19 protein-coding genes and 1 pseudogene are annotated in these 21,800 nt (G+C 61.2%); 11 read left to right on the top strand and 9 right to left on the bottom strand.

Annotation, left to right across the window (positions count from 1 at the left end):
- Nucleotides 1-4: 4 nt before the first annotated feature.
- Both C5F71_RS11645 and C5F71_RS11640 read right to left on the bottom strand, forming a co-directional pair.
- A complete protein-coding gene (locus C5F71_RS11645) occupies nucleotides 5-373 on the bottom strand; it encodes a YcfL family protein (RefSeq protein WP_029289599.1) in 369 nt (122 codons plus the stop codon).
- A gap of 10 nt (nucleotides 374-383) precedes the next feature.
- On the bottom strand, nucleotides 384-1,781 hold the full coding sequence (locus C5F71_RS11640) for a COG3014 family protein (protein ID WP_104911172.1): 1,398 nt from the start codon (nucleotides 1,779-1,781) through the stop codon (nucleotides 384-386).
- A gap of 291 nt (nucleotides 1,782-2,072) precedes the next feature.
- Between C5F71_RS11640 and C5F71_RS11635 the strand changes: the two genes are divergently transcribed.
- Nucleotides 2,073-3,971 carry an FTR1 family protein gene (locus tag C5F71_RS11635; RefSeq protein WP_029289594.1) on the top strand — a complete coding sequence of 633 codons (1,899 nt, stop codon included), beginning with the start codon at nucleotides 2,073-2,075 and terminating at the stop codon, nucleotides 3,969-3,971.
- Between the two features lie 131 nt (nucleotides 3,972-4,102).
- Here C5F71_RS11635 and elbB read toward each other — a convergent pair whose 3' ends face one another.
- Nucleotides 4,103-4,768 (bottom strand): isoprenoid biosynthesis glyoxalase ElbB, encoded by a 666-nt coding sequence (elbB, locus tag C5F71_RS11630; RefSeq protein WP_029289592.1) that lies wholly within the window; start codon nucleotides 4,766-4,768, stop codon nucleotides 4,103-4,105.
- Between the two features lie 184 nt (nucleotides 4,769-4,952).
- On the opposite strand from elbB, the pseudogene C5F71_RS11625 reads away from it, so the two are divergent.
- Nucleotides 4,953-5,146 (top strand): annotated as a pseudogene (locus C5F71_RS11625) (hypothetical protein); the annotation flags it as partial.
- On the opposite strand, the gene C5F71_RS11620 reads toward C5F71_RS11625, so the two are convergent.
- Entirely contained in the window at nucleotides 5,142-5,783 is a 642-nt protein-coding gene (locus C5F71_RS11620; protein WP_029289590.1) for a DedA family protein, read from the bottom strand. The pseudogene C5F71_RS11625 and the gene C5F71_RS11620 overlap by 5 nt on opposite strands.
- A 207-nt stretch (nucleotides 5,784-5,990) precedes the next feature.
- Here C5F71_RS11620 and hemB point away from each other — a divergent pair, with 207 nt between their 5' ends.
- The 3 genes from hemB (at nucleotide 5,991) to C5F71_RS11605 (ending at nucleotide 10,881) form a co-directional block, all read left to right on the top strand.
- Nucleotides 5,991-7,004, top strand: a complete 1,014-nt coding sequence (gene hemB, locus C5F71_RS11615) for a porphobilinogen synthase (RefSeq protein ID WP_070994028.1) — start codon at nucleotides 5,991-5,993, stop codon at nucleotides 7,002-7,004.
- 18 nt (nucleotides 7,005-7,022) lie between these two features.
- The gene (gene ppk1 / locus C5F71_RS11610; RefSeq protein ID WP_029289586.1) at nucleotides 7,023-9,245 is read left to right on the top strand and encodes a polyphosphate kinase 1; all 2,223 of its coding nucleotides are present in this window, start codon (nucleotides 7,023-7,025) and stop codon (nucleotides 9,243-9,245) included.
- A gap of 229 nt (nucleotides 9,246-9,474) precedes the next feature.
- The gene (locus C5F71_RS11605; RefSeq protein ID WP_104911171.1) at nucleotides 9,475-10,881 is read left to right on the top strand and encodes an amidase family protein; all 1,407 of its coding nucleotides are present in this window, start codon (nucleotides 9,475-9,477) and stop codon (nucleotides 10,879-10,881) included.
- Between the two features lie 55 nt (nucleotides 10,882-10,936).
- Here C5F71_RS11605 and ppx read toward each other — a convergent pair whose 3' ends face one another.
- Nucleotides 10,937-12,439: an exopolyphosphatase gene (gene ppx, locus C5F71_RS11600; RefSeq protein ID WP_029289582.1), complete on the bottom strand. Its 1,503-nt coding sequence runs from the start codon at nucleotides 12,437-12,439 to the stop codon at nucleotides 10,937-10,939.
- A 478-nt stretch (nucleotides 12,440-12,917) separates the two neighbouring features.
- Here ppx and C5F71_RS11595 point away from each other — a divergent pair, with 478 nt between their 5' ends.
- From C5F71_RS11595 to C5F71_RS11580, 4 genes are all read left to right on the top strand, one after another.
- Complete coding sequence (locus C5F71_RS11595) at nucleotides 12,918-13,565, top strand: DUF1120 domain-containing protein (protein WP_092232029.1); 648 nt, start codon at nucleotides 12,918-12,920, stop codon at nucleotides 13,563-13,565.
- A gap of 72 nt (nucleotides 13,566-13,637) precedes the next feature.
- On the top strand, nucleotides 13,638-14,405 hold the full coding sequence (locus tag C5F71_RS11590) for a fimbria/pilus chaperone family protein (protein ID WP_104911170.1): 768 nt from the start codon (nucleotides 13,638-13,640) through the stop codon (nucleotides 14,403-14,405).
- Nucleotides 14,406-14,454: 49 nt separating this feature from the next.
- Entirely contained in the window at nucleotides 14,455-16,884 is a 2,430-nt protein-coding gene (locus C5F71_RS11585; protein ID WP_104912615.1) for a fimbria/pilus outer membrane usher protein, read from the top strand.
- 4 nt (nucleotides 16,885-16,888) lie between these two features.
- Entirely contained in the window at nucleotides 16,889-17,455 is a 567-nt protein-coding gene (locus C5F71_RS11580) for a hypothetical protein (RefSeq protein ID WP_104911169.1), read from the top strand.
- Here the strand turns inward: C5F71_RS11580 and C5F71_RS11575 are convergent.
- The 4 genes from C5F71_RS11575 to C5F71_RS11560 are packed head-to-tail and all read right to left on the bottom strand — an operon-like array spanning nucleotide 17,427 to nucleotide 20,265.
- Nucleotides 17,427-18,164 carry an amino acid ABC transporter ATP-binding protein gene (locus C5F71_RS11575; RefSeq protein WP_029289575.1) on the bottom strand — a complete coding sequence of 246 codons (738 nt, stop codon included), beginning with the start codon at nucleotides 18,162-18,164 and terminating at the stop codon, nucleotides 17,427-17,429. The genes C5F71_RS11580 and C5F71_RS11575 overlap by 29 nt on opposite strands.
- Nucleotides 18,151-18,801, bottom strand: a complete 651-nt coding sequence (locus tag C5F71_RS11570) for an amino acid ABC transporter permease (protein WP_029289573.1) — start codon at nucleotides 18,799-18,801, stop codon at nucleotides 18,151-18,153. Before C5F71_RS11570 ends, C5F71_RS11575 begins: the two co-directional genes overlap by 14 nt.
- Nucleotides 18,794-19,465: an amino acid ABC transporter permease gene (locus C5F71_RS11565; protein WP_029289571.1), complete on the bottom strand. Its 672-nt coding sequence runs from the start codon at nucleotides 19,463-19,465 to the stop codon at nucleotides 18,794-18,796. Before C5F71_RS11565 ends, C5F71_RS11570 begins: the two co-directional genes overlap by 8 nt.
- 14 nt (nucleotides 19,466-19,479) lie before the next feature.
- A complete protein-coding gene (locus C5F71_RS11560) occupies nucleotides 19,480-20,265 on the bottom strand; it encodes a transporter substrate-binding domain-containing protein (RefSeq protein WP_070994024.1) in 786 nt (261 codons plus the stop codon).
- A 255-nt stretch (nucleotides 20,266-20,520) separates the two neighbouring features.
- Between C5F71_RS11560 and C5F71_RS11550 the strand changes: the two genes are divergently transcribed.
- A complete protein-coding gene (locus C5F71_RS11550; RefSeq protein WP_104911167.1) occupies nucleotides 20,521-21,222 on the top strand; it encodes a FadR/GntR family transcriptional regulator in 702 nt (233 codons plus the stop codon).
- A gap of 120 nt (nucleotides 21,223-21,342) precedes the next feature.
- A complete protein-coding gene (trxA, locus tag C5F71_RS11545) occupies nucleotides 21,343-21,672 on the top strand; it encodes a thioredoxin TrxA (RefSeq protein ID WP_029289563.1) in 330 nt (109 codons plus the stop codon).
- The last annotated feature ends 128 nt before the right edge of the window (nucleotides 21,673-21,800 follow it).

The raw sequence follows: 21,800 nt of genomic DNA, 5'->3' as shown, positions 1-21,800 counted from the left end.
AGGTTCAAGGCGTCTTGACTTCAAGGCGGAAGTCGGCGGCCTGGGGCAGGTTGGCGATAGCCGGCAGGAAAGTGGCCTGGTTGGCGTAGAGGTTCAGCACTTTCCAGGTTTCTTCGTCGCCCACCGGGAAGCCATCGGCGCCCAGCCAGGCGAAGCGGTAATACATCATCTGGTTGCTGCTGGTGATGTTGCTCAACTGCACCTTGGCGGTCAGGAAGCCGTTTTCGCGGGCCACGCGAATCGCGCCCACGGCAATCCCCTTGAACTTGCCCATTACCACGACTTTGCTCGCCGCGCTGCCAGGTTCCGGCGGCGGGGTGGCGCAACCGGCGAGGAAAATCAGCGCCAGGGCGCCGAGGATGAAATGACGCATAGCGTGCTCCTTAAGGTTGTTTGAGGCTGGCCACGGCCTGGCCCGGGTTGCTCGCGACCACATGGGCCGCCAGGCCGCTGGCGAATACCTGGTTGCCGACCACGCGCAAGGTAATCACCTGGTGGCGTTGTTCGGCCTTGACCGTCACCAGCGTGCCGCCCAGGGCATTGGGCAGGCTCACTTGGTGCTCGCCATGCTTGAGGCGCAGGCGCGTGACCTGGGTGACGTCCGGCAGGGTGCGCCAGGTGCGGGTGTCGGCGCCCTCGGTGACGGCGGAGGCGATGCCCAACACCAGGCCGGCCATCGGGTTGGTCTGGTTCAGGTTCTTTTGTGTCACACCACGGCTGATGGCGCGCACGGTGGTGCGCAGGATGATCCCTGGCATGTCGTCGCGCAGGGCGCGGCGGGACATGGCGGTGGTGCTGTTGAGGGCCGTGAGGTTCTGCTGCCGGCCATCGACGCCGATCTGCGCAAAGGTGGCCGTCGAGGTGTCTGGCTTGATCACCGGGAACGACAGCGGTGTGATCACCCAATGCCCGTCGATAGGGATCGGCAGTGGCAGGCGGATCGAGTCGCGAGCCGGCGCCAGGCCGCTCTGGACCACGATCAGCACGTCGCTTTCGCCAGCCGCCACGCCGGGCGCGTCCAGATCGAGCAGGGCCTGTTCCAGCAGCGGTGTGTTGGGGCGCAGTTCGGCGGCCTTGCGATAGCCCGGCGCGGCCAGGTCTTTTTCACCCAGGGCTTCGTAGACGAAACCGGCCAGGTAATGACTGAAAGCGCTCTGGTAGCTGTTCTTCAGGCCCGCCACGTCCGGCGCGTCGAGGCTTTCTACCGGGTAGCCGCGCAAGTCCTTGAACTGGGTGGCGACGCCCTGGCGTTCGGCTGCGTTTTCGCGCTTGAGGTATTCCTTGTCCCGCAGTTCGGCGATCACCGCTTCGCGTTCGTGGGTTTTCTTGATTTCGGTCCGGGCGCCGTCGAAATCGTTGACCGCCAGCAGATTCAACGCCATCTGGGTGGTGAGCATGACTTTTTCATAGTCATACCCTTCGTAGCGCCGCACCTTGTCATTGACCAGGAAGCTGCCGAACTGCGCCAGATAGCGCTCGGTGTCGAACTTGACCGACTCTTCCCACTTGTACACCACCAGGTCTGCGCGGTGCCAGGCCGCCTGGCTGCCGGCCAGGTCACCCTTGGCGCGCAGCAACTCGCCTTTTTCGAAATAGTAGAGAAGGTCTTTGTCTTCGCTGCTGTTGTTTTTCTCCAGCAGGGTCAGCGCACCGTCGACATTGCCGCTGGCCAATTGCTGGTTAGTGGCTTGCAGTTCCGAGTCGTAACTGCGGAACATCGAACAGCCCGACAGCAGCGTGACCGCAGCGAGGGCAAGGGAGATGAAGACGCGAGATGCCATTGGAATGCTGCTTCCCTGAGCGTAATCGGCCGAAGGTGCTGGTCGGGCCGAATAACCAATCGCAGGAAAAGCCTTTCCTACACATTCCTCATAAAACGAGGAGCTCAAATGCCGATTCGCGATAACGAAGGCGGCGCATTATAGGCTTCGTTACTGGCAAAACAATGGCTTTTGCGTGGGTGTATTGAAGACCTGGGCGGGTCATTTCGGCGGACAAAGCACTAACGCCTTGAGTCAAACCCATTAACATTCGACAATGTGTTACTTCTTGTTTCCATCTGAGATTCATTCATGACTGCCCCTTCCCGTTTTCTCGCCTGGCTGTTGTTGCCGGCGTTGGTGTCGTGCAGCTTCAATCTGTTGGCTGCCACCGCAGAAGGTGCGCCCCAGGCCCTGCATTTGCTGGACTACATTGGCGCTGACTATCCGCCGACGGTGGAGGCGGGCAAGGTGGTCGATGAGTCCGAATACCGTGAGCAGGTGGAGTTTCTCGGTGTGCTGCAGGGGCTGGTGGCAGACCTGCCCGACAAGCCCGAGCGTGCGGCCCTGGTCAAGGGCGTCGATGAGCTGCTGGGCGCCGTCACCACCCATCAGGACGGCAACGCGGTAGCGCGCCAGGCACGGCAACTGGGTGCGCAACTGGCGGCAGCCTATGAAGTCAGCCAGGCACCGGCCATTACCCCAGACCCGACACGGGGTGCGCCGCTGTACGCTCAGCATTGCTCGGTGTGCCACGGTGACGCCGGGGCGGGCGATGGCCCGGCCGGTGTCGGCATGACCCCGCCGCCGGCCAACCTGCGCGATGCGCAGCGCCTGGACCGCCTGAGCCTGTATGGCATCTACAACACCCTGGGCCTGGGCGTCGAAGGCACCGATATGCCGTCGTTCGCCGACCAGTTGGATGACCGTCAGCGCTGGGACCTGGCGACCTATATCGCCGGCTTCACCGCCGACCCGGCCGCAGCAAAAAGCGAAAAATCCTTCAACCTGGCCGACCTTGCCCGCCAGACCCCGGAAGAAGTGCTGGCCGCCGAAGGGCCGGAGGCGGTCCGGGTGTTCCGCGCCCAGCGTGCGCAGCCGCCGCAGGTCCAGCGTGGCCCGGCGCAATTGCTGGAGTACACCGCAGCCACGCTGGACAAGAGCCTGGCGGCGTTCCGCAGTGGCGAGCATGAACAGGCCTACGACCTGTCGGTAGCGGCGTACCTGGAAGGCTTCGAGCTGGTGGAAAGCTCCCTGGATAACGTCGACGCCAATGTGCGCAAGGACACTGAGAAGGCCTTGATGGCCTATCGGCAGTCGTTGCAGGACGGGCTGCCAATCGAGCAAGTCCAACAGCGCCTGGACGTGGCCAAGGGCAAACTCACTGAGTCGGCCGGCCTGTTGGGCGGCGACGGCTTGAGCTGGTCCTTGAGCTACATCTCGGGCTTGCTGATCCTGTTGCGTGAAGGGCTGGAAGCGATCCTGGTGCTGGCGGCGATCCTCGCCTTCCTGCGCAACACCGGCCAGCAATCGGCGGTGCGCAGCGTCAACGTCGGTTGGGCCCTGGCCCTGGTAGCCGGCGCGGCGACCTGGGCGCTGGCGGCGTATGTCATTGACGTCAGTGGCGCCCAGCGCGAGTTGCTGGAAGGTTGTACGGCGCTGTTCGCCAGCGTGATGGTGCTGTGGCTGGGCGTGTGGATGCATGACCGCCGCCACGCGGCCGCCTGGCAGGACTACATCAAGAGCAGCCTGGTCGGCGGTGGTGGGCGTTTTGGGTTTGCGATCCTGGCGTTCTTCTCGGTGTACCGTGAACTGTTCGAAGTGATCCTGTTCTACGAAACCCTGTGGCTGCAGGCCGGTCCTGCCGGGCATAACGCCGTGTTGGCCGGTGGTGCCACGGCGCTGGTGTTGCTGATGGGCCTGGCGTGGATCATTCTGCGCGGCTCGGCGAAATTGCCGCTGGCGCTGTTCTTCGGAATCAACGCCGCGCTGCTGTGCGCGCTGTCGGTGGTGTTCGCCGGGCATGGCGTCAAGGCATTGCAGGAAGCGGGCATCTTCGGCACCCGGCCGGTGGCGTTCTTTGACTTCGACTGGCTGGGCATCCACGCCGATGCGTATTCATTGAGTGCCCAGGCGGTGGCGATCATTGCGATTGTGGTGTTGTACAGCCGCAGCCGCCTGGCCGAAAAGCGCCGGGTGGCGGCTTCTTAAGCACGCCAGCGGTCAAAAGTGGGAGCGGGCTTGCCCGCGATGCAGGCGCCTCGGTGTGTCAGTTAAACCGAGGTGATGCTATCGCAGGCAAGCCAGCTCCCACATCGCTGCTGTGAATAGTCAGAGACGACTCAGTCGTTCTCGTGGGTCAGTTCCAGCACCCGGTCCACCAACTTGTTGATGCCCGATGCCACTTCGCTGATGTTCTTGCCCAACATGTAGGCCGGCGTGCTCACCAGTTTGCGGGCCTTGTCTTCGACGATCTCGTCTACCGCGCATTCCTGGTGGGTGGCGCCCATCTTGTCCAGGGCCGCCGCCGTGTCGGTGTCGTTGCCGATGGTGCAGGTCACGCCGGGGCCGTAGATTTTTGCCGCCAAGGCTGGCGAGATGCAGATCAGCCCCACGGGCTTGGCTGCTTCGGCGAAGGCTTCGGCCAGTGCCAGTACATCCGGGTTGACGCTGCAGCCGGCGCCTTCGACAGCAAAGGTCGATAGGTTCTTCGCCGCACCAAAACCGCCGGGCACGATCAATGCGTCGAACTCCTCCACGCGGGCCTCGCGAATGTCCTTCACCTCGCCCCGGGCGATGCGCGCAGACTCCACCAGAACATTGCGCGACTCGGGCATTTCTTCGCCCGTGAGGTGGTTGATCACATGCATTTGCGCAATATCCGGGGCGAAGCACTGAACCTCGGCGCCGCGCTGGTCCAGGCGCAGCAAGGTGATCACACTTTCATGGATTTCAGCGCCGTCGTACACGCCACAGCCGGAAAGGATCACTGCAATCTTTTTGCTCATGGGCATTTCTCCTGATTTATGGCGTTAAATGTCTACTTATTTTTCGGTCATTGCCAATGGGGTATCCGGCCATTCGCTCTAATCTTGATATGACAATAGTCGACCGGACTGGCCCTTGGACTTCGTTCCTTGCGCGGTACCGTTGTTCATTGCCCTGATTGTGCTCGAACGGCTGGGCCGCCCTGCACAGAACGCTCTCTACATGGATCGCAACCAAGGCGGGGTGTTCATTATTTGGGGGCGTTCGTTTGGCTCGTTCCCGGAAGAAGACGAAAAAGAGCCGGTGATCTTTGGCGTGACCACGCCTTTGCCAGTTGGAAGCCGCTGTGGGCCAACTGGCAGTTCTATGCGCAACGATGGAGTGAGGCGCGGCTTACTCGATTGGCGTCGTAGGCTCGGGCTTTTTCTCGGCCAGTTGTTCCTGCGCCAATTGGGCCTTCTCGGCGGCGCAGGTTTCCCGGGCCAGGCGGGCGTTGCGGATGCGCCGGCGCAGCCACAAGCCCAGGCCGAGCACGAGCAAGGCGCCCAGCACCCAGAGCTCGTACTTCTTGACGCTGCCCAGCATGCCTTCGAGCACTGCGCCGAAGTGGTAGGCCGCCGCCCCCAGCGCAGCCGCCCAGATCGCCGCGCCAATGCCGTTGAGCAACAGGTAGCGTCCCGGCGGGTAGCCTGACAGGCCGATGGCCACGGGCATGACCGTGCGCAGGCCATAGACGAAACGGAAACTCAGCACCCAGATATCCGGATGCCGGCGGATGTGCTCCAACGCCCGATCACCCATCAACTGCCAGCGTGGCTTGCGTGCCAACAATTTGCGCCCATGCTTGCGGCCCATGAAGTACCAGAGCTGATCGCCGGCGTAGCTGCCGAAGAACGCGACCACCACCACTACGTTGATATCCATGTATCCGCGGAACGCAAGGAAGCCTGCGAGAACCAGAATGGTCTCACCTTCAAAGAACGTCCCCAGGAAGAGGGCAAAGTAGCCAAAGTCATTCAGAAATTGTTGGAGCATTGTCTGGGTGCTGGCGAAATGAACGCGCAGCCTACGCCTTCGTGGACATTCATGAAAGTATCGAGATGTGTCATGAAGTGAACATTTCCTACAGAAACCGTGAATGCGGCGACAGGTCGCATGAGTAAGCACAACTGTCATTCCTTCGTCATAATGACCGCTTATAACTGTCACGCTCGCCCGTCAAGCCGGGCTCAGGAGTCTGCCGTGAGCTTTACCCCCGCCCAACGCCTGTTTCCCGCTACCCGCCTGCGCCGCAACCGTCGTGATGATTTTTCTCGCCGCCTGGTGCGTGAAAACGTACTGACGGTGGATGATCTGATCCTGCCGGTGTTTGTGCTGGACGGTGAAAATCGTCGGGAAGCGGTGGCGTCGATGCCGGGCGTCGAGCGCTTGACCATTGATCTGCTGCTCGAAGAAGCCGCGCAGTGGGTCGAGCTGGGGATTCCGGCGCTGGCACTGTTCCCGGTCACGCCGGCCGGGCTCAAGTCCCTGGACGCCGCCGAGGCCTGGAACCCCGAAGGGATTGCCCAGCGCGCGACCCGCGCTCTGCGCGAGCGTTTTCCGGAGCTGGGGGTGATCACTGACGTGGCGCTGGACCCGTTCACCACCCACGGGCAGGATGGGATCCTGGATGAAGAAGGCTACGTGCAGAACGACATCACCGTCGATGCCCTGGTCAAGCAGGCGCTGTCCCATGCCGCCGCGGGCGCCCAGGTGGTGGCCCCGTCGGACATGATGGACGGTCGTATCCAGGCAATCCGTGAGGCGCTGGAACTGGCCGGCCACGTCAATGTGCGGATCATGGCCTATTCGGCCAAGTACGCCAGCGCCTACTACGGGCCGTTCCGCGATGCGGTCGGCTCGGCGTTGAACCTGGGCAAGGCCAACAAGGCCTCGTACCAGATGGACCCGGCCAACAGCCACGAAGCCTTGCACGAAGTGGCGGCGGACCTGGCCGAAGGCGCCGATATGGTGATGGTCAAGCCCGGCATGCCGTACCTGGACATCCTTTATAGGGTCAAGGAGGAATTCAAGGTGCCGACCTTTGTCTATCAGGTCAGTGGTGAATACGCCATGCACATGGCTGCGATTCAAAATGGCTGGTTGGGTGAAGGAGTGATCCTCGAGTCCCTGACTGCCTTTAAACGTGCGGGTGCCGATGGCATCCTGACTTACTTTGCCGCCCGTGCCGCCCAATTGCTTAGAGAGCAACAATAGCCCTCACAGGAACACTCGATGAATACCGAAGGACTCACAGACGTTGCCGTAAAAGACGCTCACCCGGTGGTTGAACAGGTGGCCGAAACCCCGCCGGAGCTTGTGCCTGAGCAGCCTGCCGTGATTACTGAGCCGGTGGTGGCGGCACCGCCTATCGTGATTCCGAACCTGGATGACAGCAGCCTGTATATCCATCGCGAGCTGTCCCAACTGCAATTCAACATCCGTGTACTGGAACAGGCGCTGGATGAGTCCTACCCACTGCTCGAGCGCCTGAAGTTCCTGCTGATCTTCTCCAGCAACCTGGACGAGTTCTTCGAGATCCGTGTCGCCGGCCTCAAGAAACAGATCACCTTTGCCCGTGAACAGGCTGGCGCCGATGGCCTGCAGCCGCACCAGGCCCTGGCCCGCATCAGCGAGCTGGTACACGGCCATGTGGACCGTCAATACGCCATCCTCAACGACATCCTGTTGCCGGAGCTGGAAAAGCATCAGGTGCGGTTCATCCGTCGGCGCAACTGGACCGTCAAGCTCAAGACCTGGGTGCGTCGCTACTTCCGTGACGAGATCGCGCCGATCATCACCCCGATTGGCCTGGACCCGACGCACCCGTTCCCGCTGCTGGTGAACAAGAGCCTGAACTTTATCGTCGAGCTCGAAGGGATCGATGCCTTTGGCCGTGACTCGGGCCTGGCGATCATCCCGGCGCCGCGCCTGTTGCCACGCATCATCAAGGTACCGGAAGAGGTCGGGGGGGCTGGCGATAACTATGTATTTCTTTCGTCGATGATCCACGCCCATGCCGATGACCTGTTCCAGGGCATGAAGGTCAAGGGCTGCTATCAGTTCCGCCTGACCCGTAACGCTGACCTTGCGGTCGACACCGAAGACGTCGAAGACCTGGCCCGCGCCCTGCGCGGCGAGCTGTTCTCGCGGCGCTACGGCGACGCGGTGCGCCTGGAAGTGGCGGATACCTGCCCCAAACATCTCTCGGACTACCTGCTCAAGCAGTTCAACCTGGCCGAGACCGAGCTGTACCAGGTCAATGGCCCGGTGAACCTGACGCGCCTGTTCAGCATCACCAGCCTGGACAGCCATCCGGAGCTGCAATACACGCCGTTCACTCCGCAGATCCCGAAACTGCTGCAAAACAGCGAGAACATCTTCAGCGTGGTCAGCAAGCAGGACATCTTGCTGCTGCACCCCTTCGAGTCGTTCACCCCGGTGGTCGACCTGCTGCGCCAGGCCGCCAAGGACCCCCATGTACTGGCCGTGCGCCAGACCCTGTACCGCAGCGGCGCCAACTCGGAAATCGTCGATGCGCTGGTGGACGCCGCGCGTAACGGCAAGGAAGTCACGGCGGTGATCGAGCTGCGTGCGCGGTTCGACGAAGAGTCCAACCTGCAACTGGCCAGCCGCCTGCAAGCAGCCGGCGCGGTGGTGATCTATGGTGTGGTCGGCTTCAAGACCCACGCCAAGATGATGTTGATCCTGCGCCGCGAAGCCGGGGAAATCGTGCGTTACGCACACTTGGGCACCGGTAACTATCACGCCGGCAACGCCAAGCTCTATACCGACTACAGCCTGCTGACTTCCGACGACGCACTGTGCGAAGACGTCGGCAAACTGTTCAGCCAGTTGATCGGCATGGGTAAGACGCTGCGCATGAAAAAGCTCCTGCATGCGCCGTTCACCCTGAAGAAGGGCATGCTTGACATGATTGCCCGCGAAACCCAGTTCGCCCTCGACGGCAAGCCGGCGCATATCATCGCCAAGTTCAACTCGCTGACCGACCCGAAGATCATCCGTGCGCTGTACAAGGCCAGCCAGTCCGGCGTGCGCATCGACCTGGTGGTGCGCGGCATGTGCTGCCTGCGTCCGGGTATTGCCGGGGTGTCGCACAATATCCACGTGCGTTCGATCATCGGCCGCTTCCTGGAGCACACGCGGGTGTTCTACTTCCTCAATGGTGGTGAAGAGCAGATGTTCCTTTCCAGTGCCGACTGGATGGAGCGCAACCTCGACAAGCGGGTAGAGACTTGCTTCCCGGTAGAAGGCAAGAAGCTGATCATGCGGGTCAAGAAAGAGCTGGAGAGTTATCTCACCGATAACACCCACAGCTGGAGCCTGCAGTCGGATGGGCGCTACGTGCGCAACACCCCGACCGGCAACCAGAACCCGCGCAGTGCGCAGGCCACCTTGCTGGAGCGGCTGGGCAGCCCGCTGCTGGCCGTACGCTGATACTGGCCTGAGCCTACGTCCACCTCTGACCGGTCGGACAGGCGCTTCAGATATGCCAGGTTGGGAGCTGCCTCTTTGCATTCCTAGACTGACACCGGGCTATCAGACGATAGCCGGTGACAGCTGAGGAGTTTCAATGATGGGGCCAGTCGTAGGAATGGGAGTGGGAGGTACGGGGCTACTTGATGCGTTCACTTCGCCGCCAAAGGATTATCGCAGCGCACACGTGATGGCGTCGGGCATGAGCCAGGCGACGGTCACTTCAGAGGCCCTGGTAAAGGATTCGCTGAAAAGCATCGCCAATATCGACCAGGGGTTGCAGGGCGGCAATGCGTTTCTTGAAGTCAATCCTGATGCCCGTGAGCAGGCAAAAGCGCGTGACCTGGAGCGTGCCAACGGTAACGTGCGCGGTTTTTTGCATGGCGTTCCGATCGCTCTGAAGGATGTCTTTGAAACCAGTGGGAAAATGCAGACCAGCGCGGGTTCCCGTGCGTTGGTGGGATTACCGACGAAAAAAAACGCCAAGGTTGTGGATAACTTGCTCAACGCGGGTGCGGTCATCGTGGGCAAAACCAACATGAGCGAGCTGTCCAACTTTCGCTCCGACGTGCCGGTTGACGGATGGAGTTCCCGTGGCGGGCAAACCCTCAACCCGCATCGGCTGGGAGGGCAGGTGGCGGGTTCGAGTTCCGGTTCGGCGGTGGCGGTTGCCCAGGGGCATGTCCCGCTGGCATTGGGGGTCGAGACCAATGGTTCGATCATTGCCCCGGCGGCCTACAACGGTGTGTTCGGGGTAAAAACAACGGCCGGGCTGGTGAGCACCGAGGGCGTGATGACCAGTTCGAGGCTGGACGCGGTGGGCACGTTCACGCGCAACATACGCGATGCCGCCGAAGCGCTGAACGCCATGACACAAACAACCGTCTACACCGCCGGGCTGAAGCCGGATGCCTTGCAGGGCAAGCGGATCGGCTACACCCCAGTGCCCGAGTTGACGCAAGAAGAAGCCAGGGATCCGGCCATACGCGCGGACAAAAAGCATTTTGAGGACGCTATCCAACTCCTGGCGTCCAAGGGTGCCGTCATGGTGCCGATCACCGCGCCGGATGCTGATGTATCGCGGCAAACCTACCATCAATACAACGCCGCGCTTATGGCCGGCATCAAGCCAAGACTGGAAGCGTACCTGGCCACACGGGAAGGGTTGCCCGTGAAGTCGTTGTCTGAGCTGATTGCATTCAATGAACGCGACAGGCGGCCGGGGGAGCCTGATCAGGATCTGCTGGCCCTTATCAACGGCCTGCAGCTGACGGATGAGCAGCGCGAGAGCCTGTGGGCGTCCGTTATCCCCACGTTCAGGAACGCTCTCGACAAGCCGCTCAATGAACACAAGCTCGATGCCATTGTGTCGAACTTCCAATCACACAGTTACTACGGCGCCGCCGCGGCCGGTTACCCCGGTATATCGGTGCCTTCGGGTATGGATGAGGAGGGGATGCCGACCGCGATTCACTTGTGTGGTACGGGCAACAGCGAGGCTACGTTGCTTTCGATCGCCTATGGCTATGAACAGGCTTCCCAGGCTATCCAGGAGCCGGCCTTCAAGCCGGGTGTGCCACAGTCCACGAGCGTTTAGGGGCGTCGTTAAGTTGTGCACCGGACGCCAGCCAGGCATCCGGTGCGTTGCCAGGTCAGTGGACGTTCAGGGTAAAGCCTACCCGCGTCAGCCACTCGGCCTCCTGGGCAAAATCCGCCTGGGTCAAGGGGTGTTCATCCAGCCAATTTTCGGGGAACACCACATCCAGGCTGTCGCCACGGGCGTGCAGGGTGACCTGCGGCATCTGGTGAGTGCCGCGAATGTGATGGAACAGAATCGCAAAGCGCAGCAGGGCACACAGGCGAATCAGCTTGATGCCCTCGGCGCCGAATTCGGCGAACTTGTCCCTGGGAATATTGCGGCGATGACCGCGCACCAACAACGCCAGCATCTGCTGGTCTTCCCGGGAAAAGCCCGCCAGGTCAGAGTGCTCGATCAGGTACGCGCCGTGCTTGTGGTAATGGTAGTGGGCGATATCCAGCCCCACTTCATGGACCTTGGCCGCCCAGCCCAGCAGCTCCCGCCAGACCCCTTCTTCAAGCTCCCAATCCTCGGCGACCTGGTCAAAGGCATGCAGCGCCTTGCGCTCGACCCGTGCCGCCTGTTCCAGGTCGACGTGGTAACGCTCCATCAGCGAGCCCAGGGTGCGCTCACGCACGTCTTCATGATGATGACGGCCCAGCAGGTCATAGAGCACGCCTTCACGCAGCGCACCATCGCAATGGTCCATACGCTGCAGTTCGAGGGCGTCGAAGATGGCTTCAAGGATCGCCAGGCCGGCCGGGAAGATAGTCCGGCGATCAGGCTTGATGCCCTCGAAGTCGATTTTATCGGCATCACCGAGCTTGAACAGCTTGCGCTTGAGCCACGCCAGGCCTTCGGCATTCACCTCACCAGTGCCATGGCCGCCAGCCTTCAGGGCCAGGCCGATGGCGCGGATGGTGCCGGATGAGCCGATGGCTTCATCCCAGGTCAGGCGATGCAAGGCATGCTCGATGCTCATGATCTCCAGCCGCGCCGCCGTATACGCCTGGGCGTAGCGCGCCGGGGTGATCTTGCCGTCCTTGAAATAACGCTGGGTGTAGCTGACGCAGCCCATTTGCAGGCTCTCACGCAGCAACGGTTCGAAGCGCTGGCCGATGATGAACTCGGTGCTGCCGCCGCCAATGTCCGCTACCAGACGCTTGCCAGGGGTGTCGGCCAGCGTGTGGGAAACGCCGAGGTAGATCAGGCGCGCTTCTTCACGGCCGGAGATGACTTCCACCGGGTGCCCGAGGATCTCCTCGGCGCGGCGGATGAATTCGCCACGGTTGCGCGCTTCGCGCAATGCGTTGGTGCCGACGATACGCACGGCGCCCTGGGGCATGCCATTGATCAGTTGGGCAAAGCGCTTGAGGCAATCGAGCCCGCGTTGCATGGACTCTTCGTTGAGCTTGCGCTCGTCGTCGATGCCGGCAGCCAGTTGTACCTTTTCGCCGAGTCGCTCAAGGATGCGGATCTCACCGTTCTGGGCCTTGGCCACGACCATGTGAAAGCTGTTGGAGCCCAGGTCGATGGCGGCGATCAAGGACAGATTCTTGGCTTGGGATTGCGGCATGGTTAGGGGATCTCGGTCGATAACCTCGCCATCGTGCCACGATCAAACGCTGACGCCAACGCGTAGTGCTTGGTGATTTGTCCTACCCCTGCTCTCGATCAAATTTTGTAGGAAATGTAGGGCAAATTTCCGTATGGCCGATGACATCACTCTTGGTCCGTGAAGGAAGTTGCACGATTTTTTGCGACTTGGGCGTTTTATGTTATTTCCTACATTATTCGCGTAATTGTGCTGGACCATAACTTGTTCCGGACTACTTGGGGGGTTAGTAAAAGGGACAGTTGTTTTTTATGAGTCTCACAGGGTTTAAGGTGTTGTCTTATATTTATTGAGTGGGCCCAGGGGTGAAACTGTCATTCGGCAATCAAGCCGTGGTGTTATTTATCTATGCTTTGTGTTTCAAGGATGAACTAATAATGGAGAACAGAATCTCCGCTCGAATAAATAATGCCTGACACTTTTCAACGACAGGTCGATCATGAAAAAAGCAGTAGGTTTGACAGTAGGCATTATTTGTCTGGCAGCCAGTATTGGCGCTCAAGCAACAAACGTTGCGCAACTGGTCGTACGCGGGACGATCACACCCGCAGCCTGCAATCTGAGCCTGGGCGGCGGTGGCATCATCGACTACGGGACCATTCGCTCCGGTGAACTGTCCCAGACCGCCTTCAACCCCCGTGAAGAGAAAACCACGTCGGTGGCCGTCAACTGCGGCACTACCCCGGCCAAGTTCGCCCTGGCCGTGACTGACCTGCAGGCAGGCAGCAAGGTCACCGGGATCCTCGGTGCTGGCTATACCGAGGCGCAGAACTTCGGGCTGGGCGCTGTATCGTCCCGGCGTACCGGAGGGTACTCGGTCACGCTCAGGGACCTGAGATCTTCAGGTGTCGTGTTGAACCCGATCATGCGGGTCAGCACCGGCGCCTGGCAGAACAGCGACGGGAAAGTCGCGCAGGCACCCAGCCAGTATTCGTGGCGTAACGGTTCGACCGTTACCCCCGCGTCAATCTCCCAGCTGACAGGGGTGATTGCGGTGAAGGCGGTCATCAACAGGGCGCAGGACTTGGACCTGACCCGTGATGTCACGCTGGATGGCCGCGCTACTTTAGTACTTAGTTACATCTAAGGACTTATAAAAGCAGCCGATATTGAAACGGAAGTTTTCATAACGCTTTCGTAACTTGTCGGCTGCTTTCGCATGGCTGTTTATTTTCTTGCTGTTTGTCTGGGTTGTTGCGGAGAAACCACGGTGAGTTGTTTTTTGAAAGCAAGTGTGACGCTGTTGTGGTGTGCCGGTCTGTTGTTATGCGCAAGTGGTATTACGGTCGCCGATGGCATGCAGCCCGAAACAACGGTCGTGGTGCTATATGAAGAAGACGGTGAAGCGACGATCAATATCAAGAACACCGACCCGGGGCCCGCGTTACTTCACTCGGTGATTGAAAACATTCCTGAAGATCAAGAGCCACTGTTGATAGTCACGCCGCCGATTTCCCGGGTCGAGGCAGGTGAAACCCAGCTCGTGCGTTTTATCAGCACGGCTGGGGCGCCGCTCAAGACCCAGCGGTTGAAACGTGTGTCCTTTGAAGGGATTCCCCAGGCACGTAGCCCCGGTGGTACGACCATTGGCATTACCTTGCGGCAGAACCTGCCACTGATCCTGCACCCCAGGGGGTTGGCCAGGCACCAGGCACCCTGGGAGTTGTTGAAGTGGAAACGCCAGGGCGGCGGCTTGGTTGTGCATAACGACAGCGCGTATGTGGTGCGCCTGGCGCTGGAGTTGCAACTGTTGCCCGGCAAGCAACTGGCGACCCTGCCGCGCAGCTATGTCCTGCCGGGTGAAGTATTGGTGGTCGATACCCACGGGCCGCAGTCCGATGTCACCTCGGTGGTTCTGCAGCCCGCGACGGTGTACGGGTTCAGTGTCGACAGCTATCAAGCAGATGTCACCGACCATGGGGTTTGAGCGGGCGGTGGGCAAAGGGGCCGGCGGTGCGTGTTGCTCGGGGCTGTTCATGGGCCTGGCAACCCTATTCGGGGTCCAGGGGGACGCGCAGGCCATCCAGTTGGGCGACGGGTTTGATCTGGCCGCCCTGACCACACACGGCATTGATCCAAAAGTCTCGGAGTACTTTCGCAGCGCCGCGCGCTTTCGCGAGGGCGTACAGGTGGTCGGGCTGCGGGTCAATGGCACGGCGTTGGGGCTGGTCGATGCGCGTTTCGACTATCAAGGGCAGCTGTGTTTTACCCGCGGGCTGCTGGACAAGGCGGGTTTGCGGGTGCCGTCGGCGGTCCTGCAGGCTGGCGTGACGGCCGATCAGGCGTGTCACGACTTTCTTGGCGAGTTCCCGGCAACGCTCGTCAGGTTGCGCCCCGGCAGTGACGAAGTGTCCCTGGTGGTGCCTACGCAATCGTTGCGCGAGCCAGAGTGGGAGGTGGGCAGCTTCAGCCAGGGCGGGACGGCCGCCATGCTCAACTACGATGTGCTGGGCTTCGACAGCCATGCGCGCGATGGCTCCAGTCGTTTTGTCTCGGCCTACACCGAGGCGGGATTCAACCTGGGCAACTGGGTGGTGCGCAGTCGACAGTTCTATATTTCCGATAACGGCAGGGGCCGTAGTGAACACGTATATGCCTATGCCCAGCGCGATTTCGCGGCCTTGCAGTCGACCTTCCAGGTGGGCCAGATTTCCAGCCGCAGCCCGGTGTTTGGCGGCCTCCAACTCTCGGGCCTGCAGCTCTTCCCGGATGGTGTTGCGCGCCTGGGGAGTTCCAACGGCGTCGTGGTTGAAGGCTTGGCTCACAGCCAGGCGAGGGTCGAGGTGCGCCAGTCCGGCGTGCTGATTTATTCGACCCTGGTGCCCGAAGGGCCCTTCAGCCTGACAGGCCTGCCCCTGCTCAATGGCACCAGTGACCTGGACGTGAGTGTCATCGGTACGCGGGGTGGCAAGCGCAACTTCGTGGTGCCCGCCGCGTCTTTTGGTGCTCAAGTGCCGGTGGCGCCGGGCTTCGACTTTGCCCTGGGCAAAGTGCGGGAAACCCTCGCCAACGGCCGGGAGTCGCCGGTGGTGGCGATGGGTAGTGGCACTTGGGGCCTGGGCGCAGGCACCTCCCTGGGGCTCGGTGTGCTGGGGACCGATGACTATCACGCGGCTGGCGGTACATTGAGCCGTGTCTTTTTCCAGCGGGTCACGGTTGCGGCACGGCACAACCGCTCGCGAGACAAAGTCTACGCAGTGGGCGGGACGCGCAGCGCCGTGTCGTTGGGCAGCCCTTTGGGCGCGGGGGTTGAAGTCAACCTGAGCGTCACCACCCAGAGCCAGGGTTATCGTGATGTGCTGGAGGCCGGCATGGCATCGACTCGGGATGCCCTGGGCGCAAGGTTCCAACACCAGTACACCGCCGGCATAAGTTGGGCCGAGCCGGTTTTGGGCGCGTTCTCCCTCAGCTATTCGCGCAACCGCCAGTTTGATGGGCAGGGCGCCGAGCATGTATTTGCGTCGTGGAACAAGCGCTTCAATGAGGTTGATGTCGCCCTGGTCGCCGATTCCCAGACAGGCCCCTCCCGTCGGCGCAAGCGCCGTTATGCGGCCAATGAGGAGCTCCCCTCGCAAGGCGTGTCACTGCGCCTGCAAGTCAGCGTGCCCTTCGGCGAGAGTCGTCGCCTCACCTCTTTTGCGAGTCGGCGCAACGGTCGCTCCGATGTCGGCACCGCGCTGTCGGAACGGGTCAACGAGTATGTGGACTATGAGGTCGGCGCCGAACGCGACCTGAGTGAGCGCCAGCAATCGGTCTACGGGCGGGTCGACGTCATGCCGCGCTACACCCGCATCGGCGCCGGAATGAGCCGGGAAGCATCAGGCACCAGCTACACCGGGCAACTGCAGGGCGCCGTGGTCGCCCATGGGCAGGGGGTGTCCTTTTCACCCTATGCGGTACAGGACACGTTCGGCCTGCTGTCGGTGGGGAATATCGCGGGCGCCAAGGTCTCCACGCCCCAGGGCCCGGTCTGGACCGACTATCGTGGTCATGCGGTCATCCCAGGGTTGCCGGCCTACAGCAACACCCACTTGGAGGTGCAGACCCAATCCCTGCCCAAGCATGTCGACCTCAAGAACGGCACCCACACCCTCGCTGCCGCACGCGGGTCGTTCAATACCGTGGAGTTCAAGGTGGTCAGTGCACGCCGCGTGCTGTTGACCGCTCATGACCAGCGAGGGCGTGCGTTACCCCAGGGGGCTGCGGTGTTTGGAGCGGACAAGGCTTTCCTGACCAGCGTGGTGGGCGAAGGGCTGATCTTCCTGAATGACAGCGAGCCCCAGCAAATCCTGAGTGTCGAGTTGCCTGACTCGACGACGCCCTGCCTGTTGCAACTGAACCTTGAGTCAGAGCCTTCCAATGACAAATTGTATGAAACCGCCTCGGTTACCTGCCGTGGATTGTAAGTCGATGGGCAGCCTCTCTCGGTGCTTGTTGTTTGTGATGGCGTTACTGGCCAGTGAGGCCAGCGTCGCGACGTGTCAGGTAGCGCTGAGCCAGCCTAGGGTGGACTACGGCGTCTTGCGCCATGGGCAAGGGCTGGATGGGCACGCAGGCGCGCAGTCGCTGGGCCGGCGGACGGTGTTGCTGAACGTGGTCTGTGTCGATCCTGCTCCCATGGCACTGCGGTTCAGCGGCCTGCCTGCGGGAGGGCTGGGCTTTCGGTTTGGTGGCGACGGCGCCTTTGCCCTGGGTATCAGGCACGCCCATGTTGATGGGCGATCCGTGGATCTGATCGCCGAGGGTGCGCCGTCCGTGGCTGTCAACGAACACCTTATGCCCGGGCAGGTCCTGATCGCGCGCGCGGCGGGTGTCCCGGTGGCAGGCCGACGGCTATCGGCCCACCTTGAGATCGACCCTTACTTGCCGGTAGGGGCTTTCTCTGTGCGCCGCGAAACCACCCTCGAAGGGCGGGTGCAGGTTGAGTGGATGCCACTGGGGGTGAGTATCAGCCCGGCTGTTCCACCGAGCCAATGAAGTTGGCCAGTTCGGCGGTGCGCGGTTGGGCGAACAGGGTTTTCGGGTCGCCCACCTCGTGTACTTTGCCCTGGTGCATAAACACCAGTTTGTCGCCCACTTCCCGGGCAAAGCGCATCTCATGGGTCACCATGATCAGGGTCATGCCGTCCTTGGCCAGTTGGCGCACTACGCTGAGCACTTCATTGACCAACTCCGGGTCCAGCGCCGAGGTGATTTCATCGCACAGCAATACCTTGGGCGACATTGCCAGGGCGCGGGCAATGGCCACCCGCTGCTGTTGACCGCCAGACAGGCGATCGGGAAATGCATCGAACTTTTCCCCCAGCCCGACACGGTCGAGCATCTGCCGCGCCAGTTGCGTGGCCTTGGCCTTGGGTACTTTTTGCACGACCTGGGGCGCGAGCATGACGTTTTCACCCACGGTCAAATGGGGGAACAGGTTGAACTGCTGGAACACCATGCCGACTTTCTGCCGCAGGCTGCGCAGGTCGGCGCGGGCTGCGTCGAGGTATTCGCCATCGACTTCAATCACCCCGTCGTTGATTGACTCCAGGCCATTGAGGGTGCGCAGCAAGGTGGACTTTCCCGAGCCACTGCGGCCAATGATCGCCACCACCTGGCCTTCCTCGACCGTCAGATCGATGCCCTTGAGCACATGGTGATCGCCGTAATACTTATGCAGCGCGGATATTCTAAGCAGAGGCATGCAGTCTCCTTTCCAGGTAGCGGGCACTGAGGGACAAGGGGTAGCAGAGCAGGAAGTAACCGAGTGCAACCAGGCCGTAGACCATAAAGGGCTCGAAGGTGGCATTGGCGAGCATGCCGCCGGTCTTGGTCAGTTCGGTGAAGCCGATGATCGACGTCACCGCCGTGCCCTTGACCACCTGCACCGAGAAACCCACCGTTGGCGCCACGGCAATACGCAGGGCCTGGGGCAGGATCACATAGCGCAGTTGCTCATAAGGGTTGAGCGCCAGGCTGGCGGAGGCTTCCCATTGGCCATGGGCAATGGAGTCGACACAGCCGCGCCAGATCTCGGCCAGGTAGGCGCTGGTAAACAGGGTCAAGGCAATCGCGGCGGCCAGCCACGGCGAGATATCGATCCCCAGCAAGGCGATGCCGAAGAACACCAGGAACAGCTGCATCAGCAGCGGCGTGCCCTGGAACAGTTCTATATAGGTGCGGGCAATATTGCGCGGCAACGCCTTTTTGCTGATGCGCAGGGTCATTACCAGCAGACCGATCAGCCCACCGCCGATAAACGCCACCAGCGACAACAGCAATGTCCACTGCAGGCCGGTCAGCAGGTTGCGCACGATGTCCCAGAACGAAAAATCACTCATGGCTGTTCCTCATCACATAGCGACGGCCGATCCAATTGAGCAACTGGCGGATCATCAGCGCCATGCACAGGTACACCAGCGTGGTCAGCGCGTAGGTTTCAAAGGCGCGGAAGTTGCGCGACTGGATAAAGTTGGCGGCAAAGCTCAGTTCTTCAGTGGCGATCTGCGAGCACACCGCCGAACCGAGCATCACGATGATGATCTGGCTGCTCAGGGCCGGCCAGACCTTGCCCAGCGCCGGCAGTAGCACCACGTGGCGGAACGCTTCAAAACGTGTCATCGCCAGCGCTGCCGCCGCTTCCAGTTGCCCGCGGGGAATCGCCTGGATGCCGGCCCGGATGATCTCCGTGGAATAGGCGCCCAGGTTGATCACCATCGCCAATACCGCCGCTTGCCATTCGGAAATTTGCAGGCCCAGGGACGGCAGGCCGAAGAAGATAAAAAACAACTGCACCAGGAACGGTGTGTTGCGAATCAACTCGACATACACCCCGAAGAACCAGCAAAACGGCTGGATTTTCCATGCGCGCACCACGGCGCCGACAATCCCCAGCGCCACCCCCAGGATGGCGCCGATGGCGGTCAGTTCCAGAGTGAACAACGCGCCGCGCAACAGGAGGTCGGTATTGGCCAGCACCGGCGCAAAGTCGAATTGATAGGCCATCAATCAGCTCCGCTTCAGAGATCTGCAGGCAATGGTTCTTTCAGCCACTGCATCGCGTTTTTTTCCAGGCTGCCATCAGCCTTGGCGCTGACCAGGATCTGGTTGACCTTCTCCAGCAGTGCCGGCTCGTTTTTGTTCACCCCGACATACACCGGCGAATCCTTGAGCTTGACCTTCAGCGCCGGCACACGCTTGGGGTTGCGCTCACTGATCGCCACCATCACCACGTTGCCACTGGCGATCAGGTCCACCTGGCCGGCGAGGTAGGCGGCGATGGTCGAGTTGTTATCTTCGAAGCGCTTGATCGTGGCTTCCTTGGGGGCGACCGCGCTCAACTCGATATCTTCAATGGCGCCGCGGGTCACGCTGATGGTCTTGCCCTTGAGGTCATCGAGGCTTGCAATGGCCGCGTCAGGAGGGCCGAACACTGCGAGATAGAACGGCGCGTAGGCCTTGGAAAAGTCGATGACCTTCTCGCGATCCGGGTTCTTGCCCAGGCTGGAAATCACCAGGTCCACTTTGCCGGTGGTGAGGAACGGGATACGGTTGGTGCTGTTGACCGGGGTCAGCTCCAGTTTGACCTTGAGTTGCTCGGCCAGCAGTTTGGCGGTGTCGATGTCCAGGCCGCGTGGTTTCATGTCCGGGCCCACCGAACCGAATGGTGGGAAGTCCTGGGGTACGGCAACCTTGAGGGTGCCACGGGCGACGATATCGTCCAGGCCATTGGCCTGGGCAGGTGCCTGGCTGAGCATCAGGCTGGCAAACAAGGCAGTGAGCAGGACGCTGCAACGCTTGGTCATGGCAACTCTCCGAAAAGGGCGAAGGGATTTTCTGAGTGTTGCCAGTGCACAGCCCGTGCCATGGTGCTTTGAAACGCCTGCAAGGCAGGTTTTATGAGGCGTGCGGCGGTCTGACTGGTCTGAACAGTCAGGTCTGGTTTCGCACCCTTTTCGAGCGTCGGCAAAACCGCGCGAGCCCCTTTGGGGCGTGGCTTGCCGGCTGCCGAGAATAGCTTTACAACTAGGCCCACTGTTGACTGAAACCTCGGGTTTTCCATGAATTCCATCGCCCAAGCCGTACCGGAAGCGGCCTTGCAAGCTATCCGCAAACTGATCAAGGAGCAGGGCTTCGGCCCCGGCGATGCCTTGCCTTCGCAGCGGGACCTGGCGATGCAATTGGGGGTCAGTCGTGCTTCCTTGCGCGAGGCCTTGTCGTCGCTCAGCGCACTGGGGCTGGTCAGCGTGCAACCGGGCAAGGGCGTATTTGTGCAGGCGCCGCCGGCGGCCGAGATAAACGGCGTGGCCTGGCCGTTTACGGCCCAGGCCAGCCCGCTGGATATCTTCCAGTTGCGCTATGCCCTGGAGGGGTTTGCGGCGGGGCTGGCGGCCATGACGCTGACCACTGGGGAACTGGATTGGCTCGAAGACAATGTCCAGGCCATGCGCCGGGAGCTCAAGGTCGGTGATTTCGAGGCCGCCGCGCGGCTGGACTTCGCTTTTCACCAGCGCATCCTGTTGGCCAGTGGCAATCAGGCGATGGTGAGCATCCTCAGCGCCAGTGCCGAGGTGTTCCTGGAAAGCCAGAAACTACCGTTCATCCGACCGGAGCGGGCGATGGAAACCTGGCAGGAGCACCGCAAGATCCTCCGTGCGCTGGCCCGGCGCAGCAGCCCGGCGGCGCAAAAAGCCATGCAGGAGCACGTGCGTAACGCCGCCTTGCGCACGGGCATCGCCTTTGTCACACCGGTAACATCCTGAATCGGTAATACCCAAAATGATGGCATTCGATAGCAAGAGTCAATCAGCGGCGGCTTCCTGAACGAAGGAAGGGCGGCTATGATGGGCAACGTTTTTTTTGCTTACAACCCGGAGACATCCATGAGCAACGATCTTATCAAGCACGTCACCGACGCGACCTTTGAGGCCGAAGTACTGCAGGCCCAGGGCCCGGTGCTGGTTGACTACTGGGCTGAGTGGTGCGGTCCTTGCAAAATGATCGCTCCGGTCCTGGACGACATCGCAACCACCTACGAAGGCAAACTGACCATTGCCAAGCTGAACATCGACGAGAACCAGGAAACCCCGGCCAAGCACGGCGTACGTGGTATCCCGACCCTGATGCTGTTCAAGAACGGCAACGTCGAAGCCACCAAGGTTGGCGCACTGTCGAAGTCGCAACTGGCCGCATTCCTCGACGCCAACATCTAAGCGTCGTAAAAAAAGCCCCGCAAATTGCGGGGCTTTTTCGTAAAGCAGGGCTAGACGCTCTGAAATTCAGGTGGTACATTCGGCCCCGCACTGGTTTCTCCACTGCCCCCTGCAAGCCGTCGCCGACG

This window comes from Pseudomonas sp. LG1D9 (assembly GCF_002949995.1).
GTDB classification, from domain to species: domain Bacteria; phylum Pseudomonadota; class Gammaproteobacteria; order Pseudomonadales; family Pseudomonadaceae; genus Aquipseudomonas; species Aquipseudomonas proteolytica.
This window is presented reverse-complemented; position numbering and strand designations above follow the sequence as displayed.

Coding starts and splice junctions, on each gene's coding strand:
- C5F71_RS11645 (WP_029289599.1), bottom strand. CDS start 373: ATGCGTCATTTCATCCTCGGCGCCCTGGCGCTGATTTTCCTCGCCGGT.
- C5F71_RS11640 (WP_104911172.1), bottom strand. CDS start 1,781: ATGGCATCTCGCGTCTTCATCTCCCTTGCCCTCGCTGCGGTCACGCTG.
- C5F71_RS11635 (WP_029289594.1), top strand. CDS start 2,073: ATGACTGCCCCTTCCCGTTTTCTCGCCTGGCTGTTGTTGCCGGCGTTG.
- elbB (WP_029289592.1), bottom strand. CDS start 4,768: ATGAGCAAAAAGATTGCAGTGATCCTTTCCGGCTGTGGCGTGTACGAC.
- C5F71_RS11620 (WP_029289590.1), bottom strand. CDS start 5,783: ATGCTCCAACAATTTCTGAATGACTTTGGCTACTTTGCCCTCTTCCTG.
- ppk1 (WP_029289586.1), top strand. CDS start 7,023: ATGAATACCGAAGGACTCACAGACGTTGCCGTAAAAGACGCTCACCCG.
- C5F71_RS11605 (WP_104911171.1), top strand. CDS start 9,475: ATGGCGTCGGGCATGAGCCAGGCGACGGTCACTTCAGAGGCCCTGGTA.
- ppx (WP_029289582.1), bottom strand. CDS start 12,439: ATGCCGCAATCCCAAGCCAAGAATCTGTCCTTGATCGCCGCCATCGAC.
- C5F71_RS11595 (WP_092232029.1), top strand. CDS start 12,918: ATGAAAAAAGCAGTAGGTTTGACAGTAGGCATTATTTGTCTGGCAGCC.
- C5F71_RS11590 (WP_104911170.1), top strand. CDS start 13,638: ATGGCTGTTTATTTTCTTGCTGTTTGTCTGGGTTGTTGCGGAGAAACC.
- C5F71_RS11585 (WP_104912615.1), top strand. CDS start 14,455: ATGGGCCTGGCAACCCTATTCGGGGTCCAGGGGGACGCGCAGGCCATC.
- C5F71_RS11580 (WP_104911169.1), top strand. CDS start 16,889: ATGGGCAGCCTCTCTCGGTGCTTGTTGTTTGTGATGGCGTTACTGGCC.
- C5F71_RS11575 (WP_029289575.1), bottom strand. CDS start 18,164: ATGCCTCTGCTTAGAATATCCGCGCTGCATAAGTATTACGGCGATCAC.
- C5F71_RS11570 (WP_029289573.1), bottom strand. CDS start 18,801: ATGAGTGATTTTTCGTTCTGGGACATCGTGCGCAACCTGCTGACCGGC.
- C5F71_RS11565 (WP_029289571.1), bottom strand. CDS start 19,465: ATGGCCTATCAATTCGACTTTGCGCCGGTGCTGGCCAATACCGACCTC.
- C5F71_RS11560 (WP_070994024.1), bottom strand. CDS start 20,265: ATGACCAAGCGTTGCAGCGTCCTGCTCACTGCCTTGTTTGCCAGCCTG.
- C5F71_RS11550 (WP_104911167.1), top strand. CDS start 20,521: ATGAATTCCATCGCCCAAGCCGTACCGGAAGCGGCCTTGCAAGCTATC.
- trxA (WP_029289563.1), top strand. CDS start 21,343: ATGAGCAACGATCTTATCAAGCACGTCACCGACGCGACCTTTGAGGCC.